General features: G+C 68.7%; 22 protein-coding genes. 10 read left to right on the top strand and 12 right to left on the bottom strand.

Annotated elements, in window-relative coordinates; translation table 11 throughout:
• The first annotated feature begins 60 nt into the window (after positions 1-60).
• Positions 61-852, top strand: coding sequence for a phytanoyl-CoA dioxygenase family protein (locus tag ABD830_RS52370; RefSeq protein WP_345003124.1), 792 nt, complete (start codon positions 61-63; stop codon positions 850-852).
• Positions 853-1026: 174 nt separating this feature from the next.
• Here ABD830_RS52370 and ABD830_RS52365 read toward each other — a convergent pair whose 3' ends face one another.
• On the bottom strand, positions 1027-1377 hold the full coding sequence (locus ABD830_RS52365; protein ID WP_345003123.1) for a GNAT family N-acetyltransferase: 351 nt from the start codon (positions 1375-1377) through the stop codon (positions 1027-1029).
• Between the two features lie 196 nt (positions 1378-1573).
• A complete protein-coding gene (locus tag ABD830_RS52360) occupies positions 1574-2026 on the bottom strand; it encodes a hypothetical protein (RefSeq protein WP_345003122.1) in 453 nt (150 codons plus the stop codon).
• A 404-nt stretch (positions 2027-2430) separates the two neighbouring features.
• On the opposite strand from ABD830_RS52360, the gene ABD830_RS52355 reads away from it, so the two are divergent.
• Entirely contained in the window at positions 2431-2901 is a 471-nt protein-coding gene (locus tag ABD830_RS52355) for a MarR family winged helix-turn-helix transcriptional regulator (RefSeq protein ID WP_345003121.1), read from the top strand.
• Between the two features lie 216 nt (positions 2902-3117).
• On the opposite strand, the gene ABD830_RS52350 is transcribed toward ABD830_RS52355, so the two are convergent.
• The 5 genes from ABD830_RS52350 to ABD830_RS52330 form a co-directional block, all read right to left on the bottom strand.
• Complete coding sequence (locus ABD830_RS52350; protein WP_345003120.1) at positions 3118-4746, bottom strand: multicopper oxidase family protein; 1629 nt, start codon at positions 4744-4746, stop codon at positions 3118-3120.
• Positions 4739-5119, bottom strand: coding sequence for a hypothetical protein (locus tag ABD830_RS52345; protein ID WP_345003119.1), 381 nt, complete (start codon positions 5117-5119; stop codon positions 4739-4741). Before ABD830_RS52345 ends, ABD830_RS52350 begins: the two co-directional genes overlap by 8 nt.
• 284 nt (positions 5120-5403) lie before the next feature.
• Positions 5404-6057: a response regulator transcription factor gene (locus ABD830_RS52340; protein WP_345003117.1), complete on the bottom strand. Its 654-nt coding sequence runs from the start codon at positions 6055-6057 to the stop codon at positions 5404-5406.
• Positions 6054-7316 (bottom strand): sensor histidine kinase, encoded by a 1263-nt coding sequence (locus tag ABD830_RS52335; protein ID WP_345003116.1) that lies wholly within the window; start codon positions 7314-7316, stop codon positions 6054-6056. The genes ABD830_RS52340 and ABD830_RS52335 overlap by 4 nt, the downstream gene beginning before the upstream one ends.
• Positions 7317-7387: 71 nt before the next feature.
• The gene (locus ABD830_RS52330; RefSeq protein ID WP_345003115.1) at positions 7388-8992 is read right to left on the bottom strand and encodes an FAD-binding oxidoreductase; all 1605 of its coding nucleotides are present in this window, start codon (positions 8990-8992) and stop codon (positions 7388-7390) included.
• A gap of 251 nt (positions 8993-9243) precedes the next feature.
• Between ABD830_RS52330 and ABD830_RS52325 the strand changes: the two genes are divergently transcribed.
• From ABD830_RS52325 to ABD830_RS52300, 6 genes are all read left to right on the top strand, one after another.
• Positions 9244-9678 (top strand): ester cyclase, encoded by a 435-nt coding sequence (locus tag ABD830_RS52325; RefSeq protein ID WP_345003114.1) that lies wholly within the window; start codon positions 9244-9246, stop codon positions 9676-9678.
• 350 nt (positions 9679-10028) lie between these two features.
• On the top strand, positions 10029-11294 hold the full coding sequence (locus tag ABD830_RS52320; RefSeq protein WP_345003113.1) for an FAD-dependent monooxygenase: 1266 nt from the start codon (positions 10029-10031) through the stop codon (positions 11292-11294).
• 73 nt (positions 11295-11367) lie between these two features.
• The gene (locus ABD830_RS52315) at positions 11368-11760 is read left to right on the top strand and encodes a GntR family transcriptional regulator (RefSeq protein WP_345003112.1); all 393 of its coding nucleotides are present in this window, start codon (positions 11368-11370) and stop codon (positions 11758-11760) included.
• The gene (locus ABD830_RS52310) at positions 11757-12602 is read left to right on the top strand and encodes an ABC transporter ATP-binding protein (protein WP_345003111.1); all 846 of its coding nucleotides are present in this window, start codon (positions 11757-11759) and stop codon (positions 12600-12602) included. Before ABD830_RS52315 ends, ABD830_RS52310 begins: the two co-directional genes overlap by 4 nt.
• Positions 12599-13561, top strand: a complete 963-nt coding sequence (locus ABD830_RS52305; RefSeq protein ID WP_345003110.1) for a hypothetical protein — start codon at positions 12599-12601, stop codon at positions 13559-13561. The genes ABD830_RS52310 and ABD830_RS52305 overlap by 4 nt, the downstream gene beginning before the upstream one ends.
• 408 nt (positions 13562-13969) lie before the next feature.
• Positions 13970-14716 carry a class I SAM-dependent methyltransferase gene (locus ABD830_RS52300; RefSeq protein WP_345003109.1) on the top strand — a complete coding sequence of 249 codons (747 nt, stop codon included), beginning with the start codon at positions 13970-13972 and terminating at the stop codon, positions 14714-14716.
• 24 nt (positions 14717-14740) lie between these two features.
• On the opposite strand, the gene ABD830_RS52295 is transcribed toward ABD830_RS52300, so the two are convergent.
• Together ABD830_RS52295 and ABD830_RS52290 are read right to left on the bottom strand one after the other, a co-directional pair.
• Positions 14741-15169, bottom strand: coding sequence for a transposase (locus ABD830_RS52295; protein ID WP_345003108.1), 429 nt, complete (start codon positions 15167-15169; stop codon positions 14741-14743).
• A 154-nt stretch (positions 15170-15323) separates the two neighbouring features.
• Positions 15324-15998, bottom strand: a complete 675-nt coding sequence (locus ABD830_RS52290) for a hypothetical protein (protein WP_345003107.1) — start codon at positions 15996-15998, stop codon at positions 15324-15326.
• A gap of 273 nt (positions 15999-16271) precedes the next feature.
• Here ABD830_RS52290 and ABD830_RS54570 point away from each other — a divergent pair, with 273 nt between their 5' ends.
• Positions 16272-16787 carry a transposase gene (locus tag ABD830_RS54570; RefSeq protein WP_378520934.1) on the top strand — a complete coding sequence of 172 codons (516 nt, stop codon included), beginning with the start codon at positions 16272-16274 and terminating at the stop codon, positions 16785-16787.
• Between the two features lie 46 nt (positions 16788-16833).
• On the top strand, positions 16834-17412 hold the full coding sequence (locus tag ABD830_RS52285) for a dihydrofolate reductase family protein (RefSeq protein ID WP_345003106.1): 579 nt from the start codon (positions 16834-16836) through the stop codon (positions 17410-17412).
• Here the strand turns inward: ABD830_RS52285 and ABD830_RS52280 are convergent.
• From ABD830_RS52280 to ABD830_RS52270, 3 genes are all read right to left on the bottom strand, one after another.
• Positions 17394-18020: a helix-turn-helix domain-containing protein gene (locus ABD830_RS52280; protein WP_345003105.1), complete on the bottom strand. Its 627-nt coding sequence runs from the start codon at positions 18018-18020 to the stop codon at positions 17394-17396. The two genes, ABD830_RS52285 and ABD830_RS52280, sit on opposite strands and share 19 nt — an antisense overlap.
• 126 nt (positions 18021-18146) lie before the next feature.
• The gene (locus ABD830_RS52275; protein WP_345003104.1) at positions 18147-18779 is read right to left on the bottom strand and encodes a cysteine hydrolase family protein; all 633 of its coding nucleotides are present in this window, start codon (positions 18777-18779) and stop codon (positions 18147-18149) included.
• A 132-nt stretch (positions 18780-18911) separates the two neighbouring features.
• Positions 18912-19268 (bottom strand): hypothetical protein, encoded by a 357-nt coding sequence (locus ABD830_RS52270; protein ID WP_345003103.1) that lies wholly within the window; start codon positions 19266-19268, stop codon positions 18912-18914.
• Positions 19269-19320 lie beyond the last annotated feature (52 nt).

The raw sequence follows: 19320 nt of genomic DNA, 5'->3' as shown, positions 1-19320 counted from the left end.
ACAGAGGCATATCACGACGACGCTGGAGGGGTTCCAACGGGAAGAATTTGGAGGTCAATGATGACAACGACCACGAGCGAGCAGTCCGGCAGCGACGTCGGCGCCGACGGCCGGGTGTCGGAAGAGCTGGTGGCGGCGTACCGCGAACACGGTTTCGTCCGAGTACGCGGTGTTCTCGAGCCCGACCAGGTCGAGCGCTTCCGAGCGAGTGCCGAGGCCTTCCTCGAGGCGCATCGCGCGGAGAGCCTGGAGAAGGAGGGCGTCTTCAGTCAGCTGGTCAACGTCTGGCAACGCGAACAGACGCTGAGAGAGCTCACGTTCGACCCGCGGCTCGGCCGGATCGCCGAACAGCTCGCCGGGTTCCGGCTGCGGCTCTGGCACGACCAGATGCTGGTCAAGGAGCCGCACAACAACGCCGCCACGGAGTTCCACCAGGACCGTCCGTACTGGCCGCATGCGAATGATCGGCTCCCGCTGTCGGCGTGGATCGCGCTGGTCGACGTTCCGCCGGAGCGGGGCTGCATGACCTTTCTGCCTGGCACCCAGCATCGCACCGGCCTGCTCCCGCAGGACCTCCACCACGAGGAAGACCTGTTCACGATGGACCCGTCTCTGCGCTGGATCCCGCGGGTCACCGTACCGCTGCGCGCCGGCGACTGTACCTTCCACAGCGGCTACACCGGGCACATGGCGCTGCCCAACCGGACTGACCAGGCCAGGTTCGCGCACGTCATCATTTATATGGATGAGGCGACCACCTACCACGGGACCGGGCACATCGTGACTGATCCTCTCGGACTCGCTGTGGGCGACCGGTTGGACGGCGACGCCTTCCCCCGTCCCTGGGCTTAGGTGGCGTCAGGCGGGCTCCTCTGGGCGTCTTAGGCCTCGCCGGCCGCAGGACCTGGGCAGACGGCGGCTCGCACGGTTGAGCAGTACGCCCCGACTTCCGCCGGCGGGCATCAACCTTCTCCGTCTTGCCGATCACGACATTCCAAGCGGCAGAGCCAAAATCGCGTAGCCCCATCACGTGGCCGGGGGCCGCAGGCCGAGCCACTGCTCGGCGTCCCAGGCCTGGAACCGCTCGACCTCGGCGAACCCCAGCTTTGCCGCGAGGCGCATCGAGCCGACGTTGGCGCTCTGGGTGGTGAGCACCACCGGCTCGCCGGGAAGGACGCCGTCAAACCAGTCGAGTGCCGCCGCGCACGCCTCGGCGGCGTACCCGTGCCCCCAGACCTTCGGCAGGAACAGGTAGCCGAGATCGACCTTCCCCACAGCAGCCGGGCGACGGTGCTCGGCTGCTCTCCTGAGCAGAATCTGGCCGCTCATCGCCCCGTCGAGCTCGACGACGAAACTTCCGGGCCATCGCGCGGGCACCTCGGGCATCTCACGCTCAAGCTCGTCACGTGGGCGGGGACCGCCGAGGCGCGCAGGCTAACAACCCTGTAGGACGACGTTCAACGCGGGCCTGAACGCATGGCTCACCGGCCGAAAGGGGACAGTCAGCGGCGCGGCCGGTTCGGCCGGGGTGAGGTCCTCCTCGGCGAGGGGGATGAGGGGCAGGCCAACGGCGCTACACGCTGGTGGTGCGTCCTACGCAGCGCATGTCTCTGCCTTTCTTCACTAACGTGGAGTCGACGACGAGATAGAGCCTCTCCTTGGCCGGGACCTTGACATCGACGATGATGTCGTAGGAGAGGTCGGTGGACGCGTGCTTCTCATGGAGCGTCTCGCCGAAGACCTTCTTGTCCTTGCCCCGTCGTTCGACCGTCAGGCGAAGGTGCGCGGTCTTCAGGCGGATCGGCACCTCGGAGCTCCATCGGTAAATGATGTCGGAGACGCGGTGATACCCGCCGAACGTCCTGTACTTCATCTCGAAGTCCATCTTGTGGCCGTCATTCATCGTGCAGCTCGCTTTGACGCGACGCGTGGGAGCTGCGGTGGCGTGCGCGGCGGAGGTCAGAAGGACGAGTGACAAGCCGGCCCCGCCGAGCACTGCCCCAGCTTTCCCGATGATGTGCGTCATTTCGCAATCTCCTTCACGTAGCTGGTGCCTTGCCATGGATGTTAGGGCGGGGCCGTTGAGCATTTGTTGAGGATCTGTTGGAGCAAGCCGCGGATGGTTATGTCGGTTGACATGCGACAGCGATTGCCGATCTGCTGCGACAGCGATCGGTTGTGCTTCGCGGAATGAGGTGGCGCTGGTGATCATGCGGCGACGTGGCACCAACGCTTCTCGCAGAGAGAAGCGCGCCGACGACTACTGACGGGGCGTTTCAACCGCCAGAGCGTCAAGGTGGGTGGCGACCCGCTGGAGCAGTTCCATCAACACTGTGTGCTCTTCGGACGAGAGGCACTCCATCATCCGAACCCTCAGGGCTCCGGACTGGTCGGAAATCCGCTGGTGCGCCCGTCGGCCCTCGCCGGTCAGTGCCACCGCGCCATGACAGGGCGATCGCCGACGTCGAACGGGCCATGGTGGCGATCCGCCGCAGCCAGACCCGCCGATCGCTGGGGCGGTTGGCGCCGCCCGACGGCGGCAAGCCGATCGACCCCACGCTGTTCAACGTGTTGGACGTCATCGAGGACCGCGACAAGCCGTGCTCCGTCTCGGACGTCGCCACCGCGCTGGGCGTTGATCAACCGAGGGCGAGCCGACTGGTGCTCCGCACCGTCGAGGAAGGGTGGCTGGACCGCAGGGCCGACCCTTCCGACGCCCGGCGCACACTGCTCGCCCTGACCGACTCAGGGCGGGAACAGCTCGAACGCACACACCGGTTCCGGCAGGAGATCTTCGCGCGGGTGATGGCGGATTGGTCGGACGCCGACCGGTCCGAGTTCGCCCGGCTTATCACCGCGTTCGTGACCTCGTTCGCCCAGGTGGTCCCCGAGGCCGAATGAGCTTCTCGGCGCGCATTCGTCGTCCTGGCCGAACTCGGAGATCTCGACGCTAGAGCCGTCGTGGCCTTGAAGATAGGGGCGTCCAGGTGCTCCGGGTGTCGGCGGCGTAGCCCGCGTCGCCATCGGCGGTGATGGCCGCGGCATCAACCGAACGCCGGCTTGTCGTCGCCCATGGTCCACACCGTGAGCGAACCGAGACCTGAGCCAAACAGGCCTCTAGATGATCTCGAGGTTGGCCATCATGCCCATGTCCTCGTGCTCGGCGTTGTGGCAGTGGAAGAGGTAGCGGCCGCGGTAGCCGTCGAAACGGGTGATGATCTCCACCGTTTCGCCCGGCCGTAGGGAGACGGTGTCCTTGAGTCCCGCGTCGTGCGGCAGTGGCGGCCGGCCGCTGCGCGAGAGCACCCGGAAGCCGACCAGGTGCAGGTGGACGGGATGATGGACGTCGGCGACCAGCCGCCACACCTCGACATCGCCCAGACCGACGGTGACGTCGGAGCGGCCGGGATCGAACGGCAGCCCGCCGATCAGCCACCCGTGACCACCGCGCATCCGCCCGGTGCGGAAGGAGAACTTGCGCACCCTGACGGCGTCCGACCTGCGCCAGGCCGGCAGATCGTCCGAGAGCACACGCGGGATGCGGCTGCCGTCGGTGGCGTTGCGCGCGACCCGGAAGGCCATCACATCGCGGGTACGGCCGGAGCCGAGCCGGTTGACGACTCTGACACGGCTGCCGATCGCGACGCCGGAGAAGTCGACGATCACGTCGTAGCGTTCGGCCGGAGCCATCGGCAGGACATGGTGGGTGACCGGCGCCGCGAGCAGTCCCTGGTCGGCGCCGATCTGGACGAGATCGAGCCGGCGTCCGTCGTCGGTGACCGCTTCGAGTTCGTAGTGCCTGGCGTTGGAGGCGTTCAGGATGCGCAGCCGGTAGCGGGCCGCGTCGACCTCGTGCACGGGCCAGGGGGCGCCGTTGACCAAGATGACGTCGCCGAGGACACCGGCGAGATACGGGTCGCTCACGCCCGGCTGCTCCCGCAGGGTGGGGTCGAGGGCGGGGTAGGCGAGGCTGCCATCGGCGGCGAACGCCCGGTCGGCGATCATCAGAGGTAGTTCGCGCTGCCCCGCGGGCAGGCCGAGTGCGTCCTCGGCATCGTCGCGGACGATCTGCAGCCCGGCCAGGCCGCGCCAGATCGCGGGGGCGGTGAAGTCCATCCGGTGGTCGTGGTACCACAGCAGCGTCGGCCGTTGGTCCAGCGGGAAGGTGTAGTCCCGTGTCAGGGTGCTCACCACCGCACGCGGATCGTGCATGCCTTGCATGCTCTGCATGCTCTGCATGCCTTGCATGCTGTGTCCGGAGGCGGGCTGCACGTGCGTGGCCGGCTCGTGCCAGCCCTCGGGCAGGACGAGGTCGGTCGGGTATCCGTCGGAAGCCGCCGGGGTCCGTCCGCCGTGCAGGTGCACCACGGTCGGTACGGGCAGCTCATTGCGGTGCGTCACGGTGACCGGCCGGCCGCGACGCGACTCGATCGTCGGCCCCGGGAAGGTGCCTTCATAGGTCCACAGCGGTGTCCTGACACCGGGCAGGATCTCCGCGCTCGCTTCGCGCTGAGTGATCGCGTAACGGTCGACGCCGCCCGAGGTGCTGACGGGCGCCAGTACGGAGGGAATCGGCAGCGGCACCTGGAAAGGCGGCGGCAGCGGTACGGCACTGCGCAACTCGGCGCCGGTGATCGACGGCCTGCGCGCCAGCGCCGCCGAGGCCGACAGCCCGGTGGCCGCCATCAGCCCGAGCGCCCCGCCGATGCCCAGCGCCTGCCGCCGGGTCATGCCACGCTCACGCATCGCGGGCCTCCCGCGGTCGCCGCAGCAGGGGCCGGCGCCAGACGGCGATGAACAGCACGACGAGCGCGACGATGGTCATCACACCCAACGGGATGTGCAACCACAGTGCGCCGTCCAACCCGGCGACGTACTGCACGGTCTCGGCCGTCACCACCGCCATCGTGGCAAGGAACGGCCAGACCTGACGCAGCCCGATCCACACCACGATCGCCACGATCACCTGCAGATAGCCGATGGAGGTGACCACGTCGGCGCCGACCGCGTGCCAGCGCAGACTGTCGAAGTCACCGGTCAGGTACGCACCGGCGAACACCGGCTGGCCGACGATCGCCACCACGTGCGCGCTGGCGACGGCCCGTAGCACCCATCCCACCGGTGTCGTCCGATGCGCAGCATCGAATCCCCGGGTAAGCACGAGGGATCCTCCTCACTCTGTCTCTTGGAAACGCCTCGACACTATGGCTCCAGAGTGATGTTGTCTAAGATCAATATTGCTATGCTGTTATGTGCGGAGAAGCATGAGCGAGCCCCGCAGGGGCTTGGCCTAGGTGGGCCTGCCCCATGTACTCATGGATTTGCCGGTCTCCGGCGCATGAGGTGCTCGTCCACCTGGTCGGCGTCGCTCCGGCCCGCAAACCGTGCCGAACTGCTACGGCGTCAGGGTTGTTCCGGTGATCGCGGGACGAGCAGTCCACGGTTGAACGCCTCGGTGACGGCGGCGGCACGGTCACCCACACCGAGCTTGCCGTAGATGTTCAGCAGGTGAGATTTGACCGTGGCCTCGGTGATGAACAGCCTCGCCGCCGCTTCCCGGTTCGTGGCCCCCGCCGCGACCAGTTGGAGCACTTCGAGCTCGCGTCGGCTGAGCGGCCCCGAGGAGGAGGAGCGTACCCGGCTCATCAGCAGGGCCGCCGCCGACGGCGCGAGCACCGCCTCGCCCCGGGCCGTTGCCCGGACCGCCCGCAGCAGCTCGTCACGGGGAGCGTCTTTGAGCAGGTAGCCGGTAGCACCTGCCTCGATCGCGGGCAGCACGTGGCTGTCGGTGTCGTACGTGGTGAGCACCAGCACACGCACGCCGCGCCCGGCCAGCTCTCTTGTCGCGCTCACGCCGTCCATCCCGGGCATCCGCAGATCCATGAGGACCACATCCGGCCGCAGGGTGTCGGCGAGCCGGACCGCCTCGGCCCCGTCGCCGGCCTCGCCGACCACCTCGAACTCCGGATCGCGCGCGAACATGCTGCTCAAGCCGTCTCTGACCACCGGATGATCGTCGACGATCAGCAGCCTGATCACGGTATCGGAGCGGCTCATGCGGGGGACTCCGCCCGCTCGGAGGGGACGCGGGCCGAGATCCCCGTCCCGGCGCCGGGCTCCGACTCGACCTGCAGCGTGCCTGACAGGCCCTCGATCCGCTGTCGCATCGCGATCAGCCCGAATCCAGGGTGAGCTGCATGCGGGCCATCGGCGACATCATGGGCAAGCCAGGCCGGATCGAAGCCGCAGCCGTCGTCGCGCACGTCCAGAGCCACCTCGTCTTCCAGGTACGACAGCGTCACCCCTACCCGGCTCGCCCGCGCGTGCTTGGCCACGTTGGCCAGCGCCTCCTGCGCGGTTCTGAGCAGCGCGACCTCGGCCTCCGGCCGCAGGGGCCGCGCCGTGCCGGTCGTCGTGATCTGAACAGGGATCTCCTCAAGCGCCGACCAGCGGCCGGCGACGCTCGCCAGCGCCTCGCTCAGCCGTGCCGTCTCCAGCGGTTCGGGGCGCAGCGCGTGCACCGACCGCCGCGCCTCGGACAGGCTCTCCCCGGCCAGCTTGGTCGCGGCCTCAATGTGCCGGCGCCATTCCGCCGGGTCGTCGCCGGAGTGCTCGGCCGCGCGCAGTTGGGTGATGATGCCGGTCAGCCCCTGCGCCAGGGTGTCGTGGATCTCCCGCGCCATCCTCCGGCGCTCGTCCTGCACGCCGGCGTTCCGTGCCTGCACCAGCAACTGCTCGTGCAGGGCCGCGTTCTCCGCCAGTGACGCCGCCAGCTTGCGGTTCGCCTCGCGAGCCTCGCGGAGCGCACGCTCGCGCTCCTCGTTCCGCTGGGCGTCGCGCCGGGCGTACCAGGCGAAGGCGCACATGGGGATGACGTTCGCGGCCACGACGGCGCCGTAGGTGAGCAGGCCGACGGCCGTGGACTTGTCCACGCCGTACGCCTGAGCCGTGCCCGCCACCACCGCCACCGCGCCGACGCCGATCGGCTCCCAGGGCCAGCGCAGGACCCGGAAGGCGAAGACATACGCCGCAGGGGTGAAGAAACCAAACCACGGGTCTCTGATCACCAGGATCGCCGTGAGCAGGAGCAGCACGGTGAAGAACGCAGCCATCACCGGCTCCCGCTCGCGCCAGGCAGGACGGAGCGTGAAGACGCCCAGCATCCACGCCGCCATCAGCGCACACAGGACCAGGTCGATGAGCAGCGACGCGCCCGCCGAGCGCTTGGCGGCCACGGTGACGCCGGTCAGCAGGGCCAGCAACGCATACGGCCCGACGGTCACCGGCACGGGCCACCGTGCCGCTGGATCGCTCACTCGCGTCCTCCTCGCCGGCGCTTGCCCTCAGCGGACAATCTAATCTGTGCACCGGCACGTCCTGATGTCGATCAGCCGGCCTGTGGAGGCTCGATGGCCAGAGCGTGCCGGAAGACGTTGCGCGGGTCCCACCGGGCTTTCACCCGTTGGAGGCGCGGGTAGTTGTCCTTGTAGTAGAGCCGGTGCGCGGACACGCCTGAGGTGTTCCATGCCGGGTCGGCCAGGTCGGCATCGGGGTAGTTGATGTAGGAGCCGTCGTTGACCTCGCCGGGCACGGGCACACCGCCGGTGGCGGCGTACACGTCGCGGTAGAAGCCGCGGACCCAGGCGAGGTTGGCCGCGTCGTCCGCCTCGTCGGCCCAGATCGTCTGGTAGACCGCCTTCATCACCGCGTCCCGCTGGGCGATCGCGGTGGCCCCTGGCGCTACCGCGCGGACCTGGCCGCCGTAGCCGACGAGCAGCATGCCGGCGTCCGGGCCGCCGGTGGAGTTCGTCAGGTTGCGGTAGACGGCCGCGAGTTGGGTGTCGGTGAAGCCGCGTCGCAGGTAGGCGGCCTTTATCTTGTACCGCCGGTTGAGCACGTCACCCGGCTCGCCGGTGCCCGGCCAGGTCATCCGGTGCAACCATGGCATCGTCCGCCGGATGTCGAGCGCCGGTGTGAGGTCGGTGCCGGCGGTCACCGCGGCCAGGAAGTCGGTCACCATGCTGTCGGCGTTGGGGAGGTCCGCGTCGATCTGCGCGACCAGCATGACGGTTCCGCCGGCGCGGTGCGACGGCTGGAGGATCCCGTACAACCCGGCGTACGGAGAGCCGGGCGCGCTGTTGCGCTCATGCCAGGTCCCGAAGTTGCGCAGCAGTCCGGTGAGCGCCTGTTCGGTCATGTGCTCCCAGGACCAGAAGACCACGTGCTGCAGCATCCGCTGTGGTGCCGCCGGGAGCAGCTGGGACGGGTCGGCGCCGGTGACGCGGGGCGAGCGCAACCAGTACCGGGTGACCACGCCGAAGTTGCCGCCGCCACCGCCGGTGTGCGCCCACCACAGATCGCGGTGCGGGTCGCCCGGCTCGCGGGTGGCGACCACCGTACGGGCGGTGCCGTCGCGGTCGACCACCACGACCTCCACGCCGTACAGGTGATCCACCACCGAGCCGTACCGCCGGGACAGCGGCCCGTACCCGCCGCCCGCGAAGTGCCCACCGGCACCCACTTCCGGACAGCCGCCGCCTGGGATCGTCACGCCCCAGCCCTTGAACAGCGTCCGGTACACGTGCCCGAGAGTGGCACCGGGTTGCACCGCGAACGCCTGCCGATCAGCGTCATAGCCGACCTCGTCCATCGGGGAGAGGTCCAGCAGCACCCGCACCGCCGGATCGGCGGTGAAGTTCTCGAAGCAGTGCCCGCCGCTGCGCGGCGCGATCCGCCGGCCGGACCGCACCGCCTCCGACACCGCACGCACCACCTGATCGGTCGACCCGACCACGCGGATCTCCTCCGGCCGGCCGACGTACCGGAAGTTGTTGCCACGCAGCAGGTTGTCGTAGCGAAAGTCGCCCGGCCGTACCGTCACCGGCCCGAATCCCGTCGTCTCCGGTACGGCCGCGGCGGCGGCACCGGTACCGGCGCCCAACACGGTGACCGTCGCGGCACCCGCACCGGCGAGCAGCCCACGACGGCTCACCGTTGCGCGTGTACTCCCGTCGCTCATTTCTGGCATGTGTCTCGTTCCTTTCCTGCGGGAGGAGTCAGCGTCTCAATCCGGGAGCCAGGCACACATCAACCCATGTGCTGAATCGACGGCTGAACCCTCCGCCCCACCGAACGGCTGATCCACCGCGGAACTTGACGACGCGCCGGCATCACAATCCGAGGGGCCGTCTCGTCGTAACTACCGAGACGCTGTTTTCACCAGCAGAGCCAAGGAGAGGCGACATGTCAGCAGACCAGGAAGCACGTAACAAGGAGACGTACCACCACTTCCACGACGCCATCAACAGCGGCGATCTGGAGGTCATCTCGAAGGCGATCGACGAGTACGTTCACCCGGAAGGGCGGTTCCACACGGCGGAGCGGACCGACGTGCCCGCGGTGCAGGCACAGAAACGCATATGGGAGACCCTGCTGCGCGCGTTCCCCGACATTCACGTGACGGTCGAGGACCTGCTCGCCGAGGGAGACAAGATCGTCGTCCGGCAGACGGTCACCGGGACCAACTCCGGTGAATACCGGGGCATGCCCGCGACCGGCAGATCCGTCACCTACAACGAGATCTTCATCGTCTGCTTCGCCGACGGCCAGATCACCGACCTCTGGGGAGTCGTCGACGTCTACTCCCAGCTGCGGCAGCTCGGCCTCATCCAGGCGTAGTACCTCGTCGACGCGCACGCGGCGGACCTTGCCGCCGAGCCGCCCCGAGAGGAACCGCTTGTGCCCGCGCCCCGCCGCCGGCAGCTCCGATCTGGATCAAGTCCAGCCCTCGCTACACCGAGGAACCCTGACACGGTCGCGGACCGCGATCGCGCTCGTTCCCGATGAGCGTTCCTGCCCGCTGAACCGCTGCCCTGCCTGCGGACAAGCGGGCGACAGGTCTCTCGGACGACGTCGTCGTCCCGCATCTTCAGGGGGCAGGTTCGCCCCCTCGTCACTGTCACATGAGACGCAATGAGTACTCCGGCTTCGCGGCCGGAGTCGTCAGCAACCCTGCAAGGAGAAATCACATGGATGCGAGGCACAACGGTGGCCGCCGGGCTCTGGTGGTCGGGTTGGGCATCAGCGGGATCGCGACCGCGCTGCGGCTGCGGCAGATCGGCTGGACGCCGGTCATCGTCGAGCGGAGCGCCGGCAGGCGCTCCGGTGGATATTTCATCGCGCTGTTCGGCGCGGGCCGTGCCGCCGCCAGACGCCTGGGCATCCTGGACAGGCTCGCCGATCGAGGCCCGGACGGCGCCGCCTACGACATCGACCGGGCCGGGAATCGCCGGCCGGGGCTGGGCTTCAAGGACTTTCCTGGCCGGCCGTGGATGATGATGCGGGGAGACGTGGAGGAGGCCGGTTTCGCCGCGCTGCCGTCCGATGTCGAGATCCGTTACTCCACCGTGCCGACCCGGATCGAGCAGGACCCCGACGGGGTTGATGTGACGCTGGCCGACACCGCCGACGGAACCTCGGTCACCGAGCGTTTCGATCTGGTCGTCGGTGCGGACGGGTTGCGCTCCACGGTGCGGCGGCTGGCATTCGGGCCGCACGAGGACTACTTGCGCCGGATGAACTACATGCTGGTCGCGTATCAGCTGCCCGGCGCGCTCCCCGGCCATGACCAGACCGATTCCGTCATCCTCGCAGAACCCGGACGGTCGATGTGGATCTTCCCGTTCAAGGACCGTCCGCCGACCGTGCTGCTGAGCTACCACACCGACGATGTGGACGCCGAGTTCACCGGGCCGATGATCGATCGGGTGCGCGCGGTGTTCGGCCCGGAGCCGGCCGGCCCGGTGCTGGGTGCGGCGCTGGACGTGCTGGAGTCGGCCGAGGAGGTGCTGTTCGACTCCGTCGAGCAGGTGCACATGGACAGCTGGCATCGCGGCCGGGTGGTGCTCGTGGGTGACGCGGCCTGGTGCGTGACCCTTTATGCGGGGATGGGCGCCTCGAGCGGGATGGCCGGGGCCGACCTGCTGGGCACCATGCTGGCCCGCCATCCCCGCAGCGTGACGCAGGCACTGGCCGAATGGGAGCAGCAGTTGCGCCCCTCCATCGGCTACCTCCAGGGCAACGGGATGCAGATGCGCAGCCTGTTCGTCCCGGCCACCCGCTTCGAACTCGCGCGGCGCAAGGCGATGGTCCGCATGAGCAAGATGCCGGTCACCTCCCCGCTGCTGCGCCGGTGGCGGACCAAGGGCAAGGCGGCCCGAATGAAGGACATGGACTTCTCCCACCCTGACTTCGCCCGCCCAGGCCTCACCGGTCCCGCCCGCGTACACGCTTGAGGGCCGATGGCTTGACAGCGGGCGGCCGAATCCAGCACCCTTTCACTAATCAATTAGTGAAAGGGTGCTTTGGTTGATCGAGTTCAACCTGGACCGCGGCTCAGGCGTTTCGACGTACCTGCAGCTCGTTCACCAGGTCAAACAGGCGCTCAGGCTCGGTACGCTGCGGCCCGGCGACCAGTTGCCGACCGCCCGCGAGGTGGTCGAGAGCCTGGCCATCAACCCCAACACCGTGCTCAAGGCGTACCGGGAGCTGGAGCGCGAAGGGCTGGTCGAGGGGCGGCCGGGGATGGGGACGTTCGTCCGGCAAGGCATCGCGGGGGCGACGCTCGCCGAGCACACGCGGCTGCGGCGCGGTCTGGAGGCGTGGGTGCGCGACGCCCTCGCGGCCGGGCTCGATCAGGAGGACCTGCGGGCGCTGTTCACCGTGGTACTGGCCGACGCCTCGAAGGAGGGCGTGGCATGAGTCCCGCATTGGAGGCGACCGGGCTGGGGGTCCGCTATCGCCGTACGTGGGTGTTGCGCGACTGCTCGCTCTCCGTGCCCGTGGGACGCGTGGCGGCGCTCGTCGGCCCCAACGGCGCGGGCAAGACCACGTTCATGCACGCGGCCGTGGGCCTGGTGCGGCCGGCGCTGGGCAGCGTCCGCGTGACCGGCGAGGCGGCGTTCGTGGCGCAGGACAAGCCGCTGTACGACAACTTCACCGTCGCCGAGATGCTCACCTTCGGCCGACGCACGAACCGGCGCTGGGACGACGCCGCCGCTGCCGACCGGCTCGCCGGGCTGGGCATCCCGCTGGAGCGGAAGGTGAGCGGACTGTCGGGCGGCCAGCAGGCGCAGGTGGCGGTCACGCTGGCGCTGGCCTGCCGGCCCGACCTGCTCGTGCTGGACGAACCGCTGGCCAACCTCGACCCCCTCGCCCGCCACGACGTGATGCGCTCGATCATGGCGGAGGTGGCCGGGCGGGAGCTGACCGTGCTGCTGTCCTCGCACGTCGTCTCCGACCTGGAGGAGACCTGCGACTGGCTCGTCGTGCTGAACGGAGGCCGGCTGCAGGTCAGCGGCGACATCGACGAGCTGCTCGACGGGCATCTCGTCCTCACCGGGCCGGACGAGGCGTCGGCGGCGGGGACGCAGGTGGTGGGCGCGAGCCGTACCGGCAGGCAGGTCAGCATGCTGGTCAGGGGCGCGGCCCCGCCCGATCCGCGCTGGCAGGCGCGGCGCCCCGGGCTGGAGGAGCTCGTCATGGGCTACCTGCGCAGCCCCGAGTCGGCGGCGCTCCCGGGACTGACGGCGGTGGGCGCGTGATCTGGGTGACGTGGCGCCAGCACCGGGCGCAGATCCTCGTGACGGCGGGCCTCCTGGCGCTGCTGGGGGTGCTGCTGCTGGGTTCGGGGGTGGAGGCGAGCCGGTACGTGGCCGAGCACGCCCCGCCGGGCTGCCCGGGGCCCGCTGTGGCGTGCGGAGACCTGGCGCTGGCGCTCGCGCAGCGCTACGACGCCGTGTACTCGATCTTCGGCTGGATGCCGCTGGTGGCGCCCGCGCTGATCGGGGCGTTCTGGGGCGCGCCGCTGCTCGGCCGCGAGTACGAGCGCGGCACCCACCGCCTGGCCTGGACCCAGGCCGTGCCCGTGTGGCGGTGGCTGGCGGTCAAGCTGTCGGTCCTGGGCGGGGCGGTGGTGACGGGTGGGCTGCTGCTGTCGCTCATGGTGAGCCTGTGGCGGCCGGTGTTTCGAGCGGGGGTCGACTCCACGTTCGGCAATATCGGCGTGTTCAACATGGTCGGGGTGGAGCCGGCGGCGTGGTGGCTGTACGCGTTCGCGCTGGGCACCGCGGCCGGCACCCTGTTCCGACGTACGCTGCCCGCGATGGCGCTGGTCGTGGCCGGTGTGACGGTGACGATGTTCACGCTGTTCCAGCTGAGCGACTACTACGCCGAGCCGACGCGTACCGAGTTGTCCGGCACCGTGCTGCTGGACGATCCCGACGCCCGGCTCGTGAGCGCCGCCTGGGTGGAGCCGTCCGGGAGAGAGGTCGCCGAGCCGTCGGTCAGCGGCTGTCCGCGTCGGGTGGACGTGGGGCAGAGCGAAAAGAACGCCAGGGCGTGGCAGGCGTGCCTGTTCGGCAAGGGGTACCGGTACGCGGTGTACTACCATGCGCCGTCCAGGTTCTGGCGCTTCCAGTGGACCGAGGCAGGGATCCTGGCGCTCGCGTCGGCGGCCCTCGGCGGCCTGGCCGTACGCCGCACCCTTCGTCGCCCCGGCTGACAGGCCGGTTCTGCGAGAAGGCGGTCCGGCGCAGATCGGGGTGTCAGTAAGAGTGCGCTGTCCCCAGGTGCACGCGCTTGCGTCAACCCAGGTCAGTGGCCGCCTGTTGGTAGCCGATCGTGAATCTCGGCGGATATCCGCAAGTACTTCGGCTTTCGCGAGTGCTCGGTCGCCGACGCCGAGTAGGCCGCGCAGTGGCTGACCGTGAATGCGTGTCATAAGGCCCGCCAGTAGCTTCCAGCAAAACCAACGATCAGCTTTTGATCTTGGCGTGGCAGGTCATCACCGCGGCGAAGCGGAGGTTGGCGCGGATGACGGTAAAGCTGTTGTCGCGGCTGTGGCGTACACGCTTGAATCAGCAGGCCACCACGGCCGACTGCGGATGAGCCGGAAAGGGGGAGGCGCTTCATGAGTGAAGCGTTCTACTCGCACGCGAGGCTGTACGACCTGATGTTCCCGGGCGGCGGGCCCGCGGTCGACTTCTACCGGGCCGGCGCCGATCGGCACGGCGGGCGCGTGTTGGAACTCGGGTGCGGCACCGGGCACAAGCTGATCCCCATCGCGTCCGACGGGCATCCGTGCGTCGGCTTGGACTTCTCGTCAGACATGCTGGCTGAGGCTCAGCGTAAGGCGGACGAGCGCGGTGTGGCGGTGGAATGGGTGCAGGGCGACATGCGGGCCTTCGATCTGGGCCGCACATTCGACTTCGTATTCATCACGGCCAATTCCCTACTGCATCTGCATGATGCTGAGGATCTGGTGAGCTGCTTCCGGTCGGTTCGACGACACCTGGCGCCTGGAGCACGGTTCGTCTTCGATGTGTTCAACCCGAGCGTGCGCCTCCTTGCCGAAGCCGATGGCGTGCGGCGCACCCGGGAGTCGTTCATGGATCCTGACCGTGGCAACGTCAGCGTCGATGTCGCTGAGATCTACGATGCGCCCGCGCAAGTCACCCGCGGGACGTGGTACCTCTCGACTGACTCCGAGCCCGACTTCGTCGTCGCACCGCTCGAAATCAGGAGCATCTTCCCGCAGGAGTTGCCGCTGCTCGTCTCGCTCGGCGGCCTTCGGCTCGTCGAGCGCTTCGGCGACTGGTCCGGTCGGCCGTTTGCCGTGGATGCGCCGCTTCAACTCTGCATCTGCGAGTCCGCGTGATGGAAGGCGGGAGCACAGTCTCGGTCAAGCAGAACTCGCCCCGGCGAACGACACGCATCCCGCACCGTCGACAGCCCGCCCGTACACGTGGCAGAACACCCGCTCGGCGCTGGTCGCGGCGTCCGAGCGCAGCCACGGGCCGACATCGACCGCCAGCACGATCCGCCCGTCGGCGGCCCGCGGCAGCGGCAGAGCCGACAGCGATCGGCGTAAGCGGGCCCCCTCGATCCGACCGCTGTTCAATCCGTCGTACAACGCACCGTGACCACGCCGGTGCTCGGGTGCCAATGCCAGCTCCACCAGCGTCTTGACCGGACACTCGGTGCACAGCAGCGCTTCGGCCAGCTCGAACAACGCATCGGTCCGCGCAGGAAGGCAGCCATAGAAGTCGGTCCGGAACCGGGACGACACGGCCAAGGACTCGACACGGGCAGCAGCGTTCAGCACACTCATCCTCACGGCCTTGGCAGTGATCGGCAGTGTCTTCAGCGGCGCACATGATCACGTCAGGGCCGTCTCACTGTCCCGCGAACGACCAAAGTCCCCAGCTTGACGAGCCGCTCGAAAAGCACAGATTTGGACCAAGCTCAGCCCAGGCCTGCAACGACTACTCCGGGGTCGGCGAAAACCCGGCGGCGTCCAATGCCTGTTCGGCAGCGCGAAGGCTGACGTACTCGGCCGAGTCCGTCTGCCACCACAGGGTCCAGAACGCCTCGATCCTGAGCAGGATGTCGCCGTACTCCTGGCGCCAGACCAAGGCGACCGGTGGTTGCAGGCGGTACCCCAAAGCGTCGATCGGCCCGACCGCCCAGCGTTCGCCGTCGAGCACGACCACTGGCACGTGGTGTGATGGCAACTGCTCGATCGTCAGGTCGGTCTCGGAGACGCGCGCCGCGGTGACCGTGGCCCGGATCGTCCCAACGTCCCAGTCCGGGTACGGCGGCGTGAGCGCGCGCGCCACCACGTCGGCGGTGAGTTCGTCGACCAACTCGATCTCGGCCGGCTCCGCGTACGCCGACTGGTTGGCGACGCCTGCCGGGATGGCCGGCGTCGCGAGCCTGCGAGTCGCGGTCTCGGGGAACACAGCGAACGTCTCGGGATCGAGCGGGCCGAACGAGATCTCGAGCGCAAGCGGACGGACCACCGGAGAAAGGATTTCCAACGTACGCATCACCGCGGCACGGCGCTCAGCGACTCCGTCGAGCACCTGCGGCGGACCGTAGCGCGTGATAAGGAGCCCGCGGTCGGCGATGGCGAATGTCGACTGGTTGGGTGCTTTCATGGCTAGGAACAGTAACCAGAGTGGATGTGAGGACTCTCGCGGCCGTTGATAGCCTGGCCAAACCCGGCGTACCGCTTGAACCGCTACACCTCGTAGCGCCATCTATTTGAGGAAAGTCCCGAATGTGAGGATCTGAGGTTAAAAGACAAGCTGAGTGAGTATTTGAGAAGTTCTCGTGTAGACGGCATGGCGGCACGACGGCTGGTATCAGGCTCGGCAGGGTGTCCGGGTGTCATCGCGCCGCGGCTACCCGTCTGACTTGACTGGCGCCCAGTGGGACCTGGTCAAGGACCTGCTTCCCGACTCGCGGCTTCGTGGCAGGACCGCGACGGCGGTAAGACCGCCCTTCTCGGTACCACGCTGAGCAGCCCGATCCGTCACGTCTTCGCTGATCAAGGCTTCGCCGGCCGGTTCGTCGACTGGGCGAACACCACGCTCAAGACCATCGTCGAGATCGTGCGCAAACCCGCCGAGCAACGTGACTTCGCCGTTCACCCGCGCCGGTGGGTCGTGGAGAGAACCCTGGCCTGGCTCACGGCGCTCCGCCGGCTGGCCCGCGACTACGAACGACACCCCGAGACCTCGGAAGCCTCATCCGCTGGGCCGCCATCAACGGCATCCTCCGTCGGATCACCCGCGGACAACCTGCCCGCCGACAGCCCCACCGCACCTTCACCTGGACCTGATCAACATCTCACACTGGCCAAGGACGAGCTGGTCGCGGCGGCGTTCAGCGACGCGTTTTGGACCCGCTGTCGTTTCCGTCCAAGACAGCTACCGCGGCCGTGATCTAGCGTGGACCCGGCAGCCCGCCCGAGCATGAGGAGACGGCACAGTGCGTAACTTGGTCTACACCGGTTTCATGTCGCTCGACGGCATCGTGGACTCGCCTGGCGGCGGGCCGGGGGAGGGACACCGCAGCGGCGGGTGGGTGTTCAAGGACCTCGAGTTCGTCCCCGAAGCCTGGTCGCTAAAGGGTGAGGAGCTCACCGACACGACGGCGCTGATGTTCGGCCGTCGCAGTTACGAGGCGTTCGCGGCGACCTGGCCCGGCTCGGAGGACCACGCCGACTACAAGGAACTGCCCAAGTATGTGGTGTCGACCACGCTGTCCGACGACGCCATCGTCGACGGATGGGGGCCGACCACGATCCTGCGCTCGACCGAGGACGTCGCGGCGCTCAAGGAGGGTGAGGGCGGTGCGATCTTCATCCACGGGAGCGCGGAGCTGGCCCGGCGGCTGTCGGACGCGGGGCTGATCGACCAGTACAACCTGCTTGTCTTTCCCGTGCTGCTCGGTGCCGGGAAGAGCCTGTTCGGCCGGGCCGACCGGGACAAGCACATGCTGACCCTGCGGGAATCGGAGAGCTACTCGAACGGGATCCTGAAGCTGGTCTACGACGTCAGGCGCTGATCCAGGTCGAGGGCGATCGCGCCGCCGGCGCCCTCGCGCAGCTGCCTGACGGTGCGTCCGACGTAGGAGCGCAAGGCGCGGGCCAGGTGCGGCTCGTCGCAGTAGCCGAGCTTGGCGACGACGTCGGTGGCCGGGTCGCCGGCAGCCAGCAGCTGCGCCGCCGTGCGGGTGCGCTCGATCTGCCGGACGGTGCCCTGCGTCAGCCCGGTCGCGGCGCGGAACCGGCGTTCGACCGTGCGCCCCGAGACGGATGGGCGGTGACCCCGCAGTACTTCGACGCAGAGCAGGTCACGGACCACGATCCCGGCCCGGACGAGACGTTTGACCAGAGCCTCGGCGTCGTCGGGGCCGGGCGTCTCCCAGCGCGTGCCGTCCAGCCGGAACGTCCGGCGCGTGGTGTCGGGGAGCCCGATGCCGCCGTCGACCAGCGCCGGCGTGGGCACGGCCCGCAATGAGGTGCCCACAGCGAACTCGATGCCCGTAAAGGTCGCGCCCTCCGGCACCGGCGCCGTGCCGGTCCGTGTCTCGGGACCGGTGATGCCCGTGTACGCCCGGCCAGCGTGTTCCCAGAACACCAGGCCCCAACGCACTCCTGCGACGGACGTCATTGCAGTGACCTGCTCGCTCGTGCATGTCCACACGGGCTTGCCGTGGCGCAAAGCCGCATAGCCGGGCAAGCTACCGAGAACGCCGCTGACAGCGATCCCCTGACGGTCGCTGATCATCATTGACGGTCATGCCCTGCCGGTCTTTTCCCGATCAGGATGACTTTCGTGCAGGAGCGACCGCAGTTCGGCGGTGTCGATGATGTGGGCCAGTCTCGGGAAAACGCTGGTCATCAGCGTCTGGTGGACTTGCGGGTCCGGGTCGGTGACGCCGTCGGAGAGGACGTAGAGCTGGTAGTCGCGGTCGGCGGCGTCAGCGACGGTGGACAGGACGACGCCGCTGGTGGTGATGCCGGCGATGACCAAGGTGGTGATTCCGCGATCCCGCAGTTGCCGGTCCAGGTCTGTCGTGGACAGCGCGCCGTAGCGGGTCTTGCGGACGGTGATGTCGCCGGGCTCCGGGGCAAGCTGAGCGTGAAAGGCGCTGTCAGGCTCCTCGTGGTGCATGAGGTGCTGCCGGCCGAGAAAGGAGAAGGTCTTGTTGGCCGGTGGGATCGCCGCCCAGTCGGCTTCGGTGAATCCGACCCGCACGTAGGCGATGGCGGCGTCGTGCGCTCGCATGTCGGCGATGGCACCGGCCACCCGTGACAGCAGTGCTTCCGGGTTGGCCAGGCCGGGGAGCGAGGCCAGGATTCCCTGCTGGTAATCCATGACGAGCAGTGCGGCCGTCCGGGGGTCCAGCGGCGGCGGCGTGACGGTCATTTTTCTCTCCTTGGGCGATGAGGGGTGCCCTGACACGCGAGAGCGCGCGCCGGGGCCGACTACACGTTGGGCACGTGAGCCACGATGTGCCGCGCCGCGACCCCATCGGCCACGGCGCGAAGGCCGTCACGCTCATCTCCGAGTTGTACGCGGAGAGGCGAGCCGCTCCGAAGGGGCCGTGGCCCGATCGCGGTGACGGCTGTGGCGGCCTGTCAGGTGCGGCTGAGTGTCGGCTCCGGTTCGGGGAGAGGGACGGCCGGGCGGCGGGGGAACAGCAGTGGGGTCCCACGGACCCAGCGGCACCGCCACGGCCGCTCCCACCACGGCCCCCACGCAGGAGAGCGCGGCGACCTCGGCCGGTCCGGCATGCAACACCTGGATGGCGATCAGTGGGAAGGCGCCGAAGGCGAGCCATGTGCCGAGCGCGCTGGTCCCGTACGCTCCCCAGAGCCACCCGAACCGCCGCCCCAACCGGTGCCCGCTTCTCATGCCCGACGCCCCCTCGCTCGCACAACCGATCCGTGATCGCAAGCATCAAAGC

Source organism: Nonomuraea helvata (assembly GCF_039535785.1).
Classification (GTDB): Bacteria; Actinomycetota; Actinomycetes; order Streptosporangiales; family Streptosporangiaceae; genus Nonomuraea; species Nonomuraea helvata.
Note: the sequence above shows the minus strand (reverse complement) of the source record. Positions and strands in the feature narration are given on the sequence as shown.

Coding starts and splice junctions, on each gene's coding strand:
- ABD830_RS52340 (WP_345003117.1), bottom strand. CDS start 6,057: ATGAGCCGCTCCGATACCGTGATCAGGCTGCTGATCGTCGACGATCAT.
- ABD830_RS52270 (WP_345003103.1), bottom strand. CDS start 19,268: ATGAGAAGCGGGCACCGGTTGGGGCGGCGGTTCGGGTGGCTCTGGGGA.
- ABD830_RS52370 (WP_345003124.1), top strand. CDS start 61: ATGACAACGACCACGAGCGAGCAGTCCGGCAGCGACGTCGGCGCCGAC.
- ABD830_RS52295 (WP_345003108.1), bottom strand. CDS start 15,169: ATGAGTGTGCTGAACGCTGCTGCCCGTGTCGAGTCCTTGGCCGTGTCG.
- ABD830_RS52280 (WP_345003105.1), bottom strand. CDS start 18,020: ATGACGTCCGTCGCAGGAGTGCGTTGGGGCCTGGTGTTCTGGGAACAC.
- ABD830_RS52320 (WP_345003113.1), top strand. CDS start 10,029: ATGGATGCGAGGCACAACGGTGGCCGCCGGGCTCTGGTGGTCGGGTTG.
- ABD830_RS52325 (WP_345003114.1), top strand. CDS start 9,244: ATGTCAGCAGACCAGGAAGCACGTAACAAGGAGACGTACCACCACTTC.
- ABD830_RS52275 (WP_345003104.1), bottom strand. CDS start 18,779: ATGACCGTCACGCCGCCGCCGCTGGACCCCCGGACGGCCGCACTGCTC.
- ABD830_RS52360 (WP_345003122.1), bottom strand. CDS start 2,026: ATGACGCACATCATCGGGAAAGCTGGGGCAGTGCTCGGCGGGGCCGGC.
- ABD830_RS52350 (WP_345003120.1), bottom strand. CDS start 4,746: ATGCGTGAGCGTGGCATGACCCGGCGGCAGGCGCTGGGCATCGGCGGG.
- ABD830_RS52290 (WP_345003107.1), bottom strand. CDS start 15,998: ATGAAAGCACCCAACCAGTCGACATTCGCCATCGCCGACCGCGGGCTC.
- ABD830_RS52300 (WP_345003109.1), top strand. CDS start 13,970: ATGAGTGAAGCGTTCTACTCGCACGCGAGGCTGTACGACCTGATGTTC.
- ABD830_RS52310 (WP_345003111.1), top strand. CDS start 11,757: ATGAGTCCCGCATTGGAGGCGACCGGGCTGGGGGTCCGCTATCGCCGT.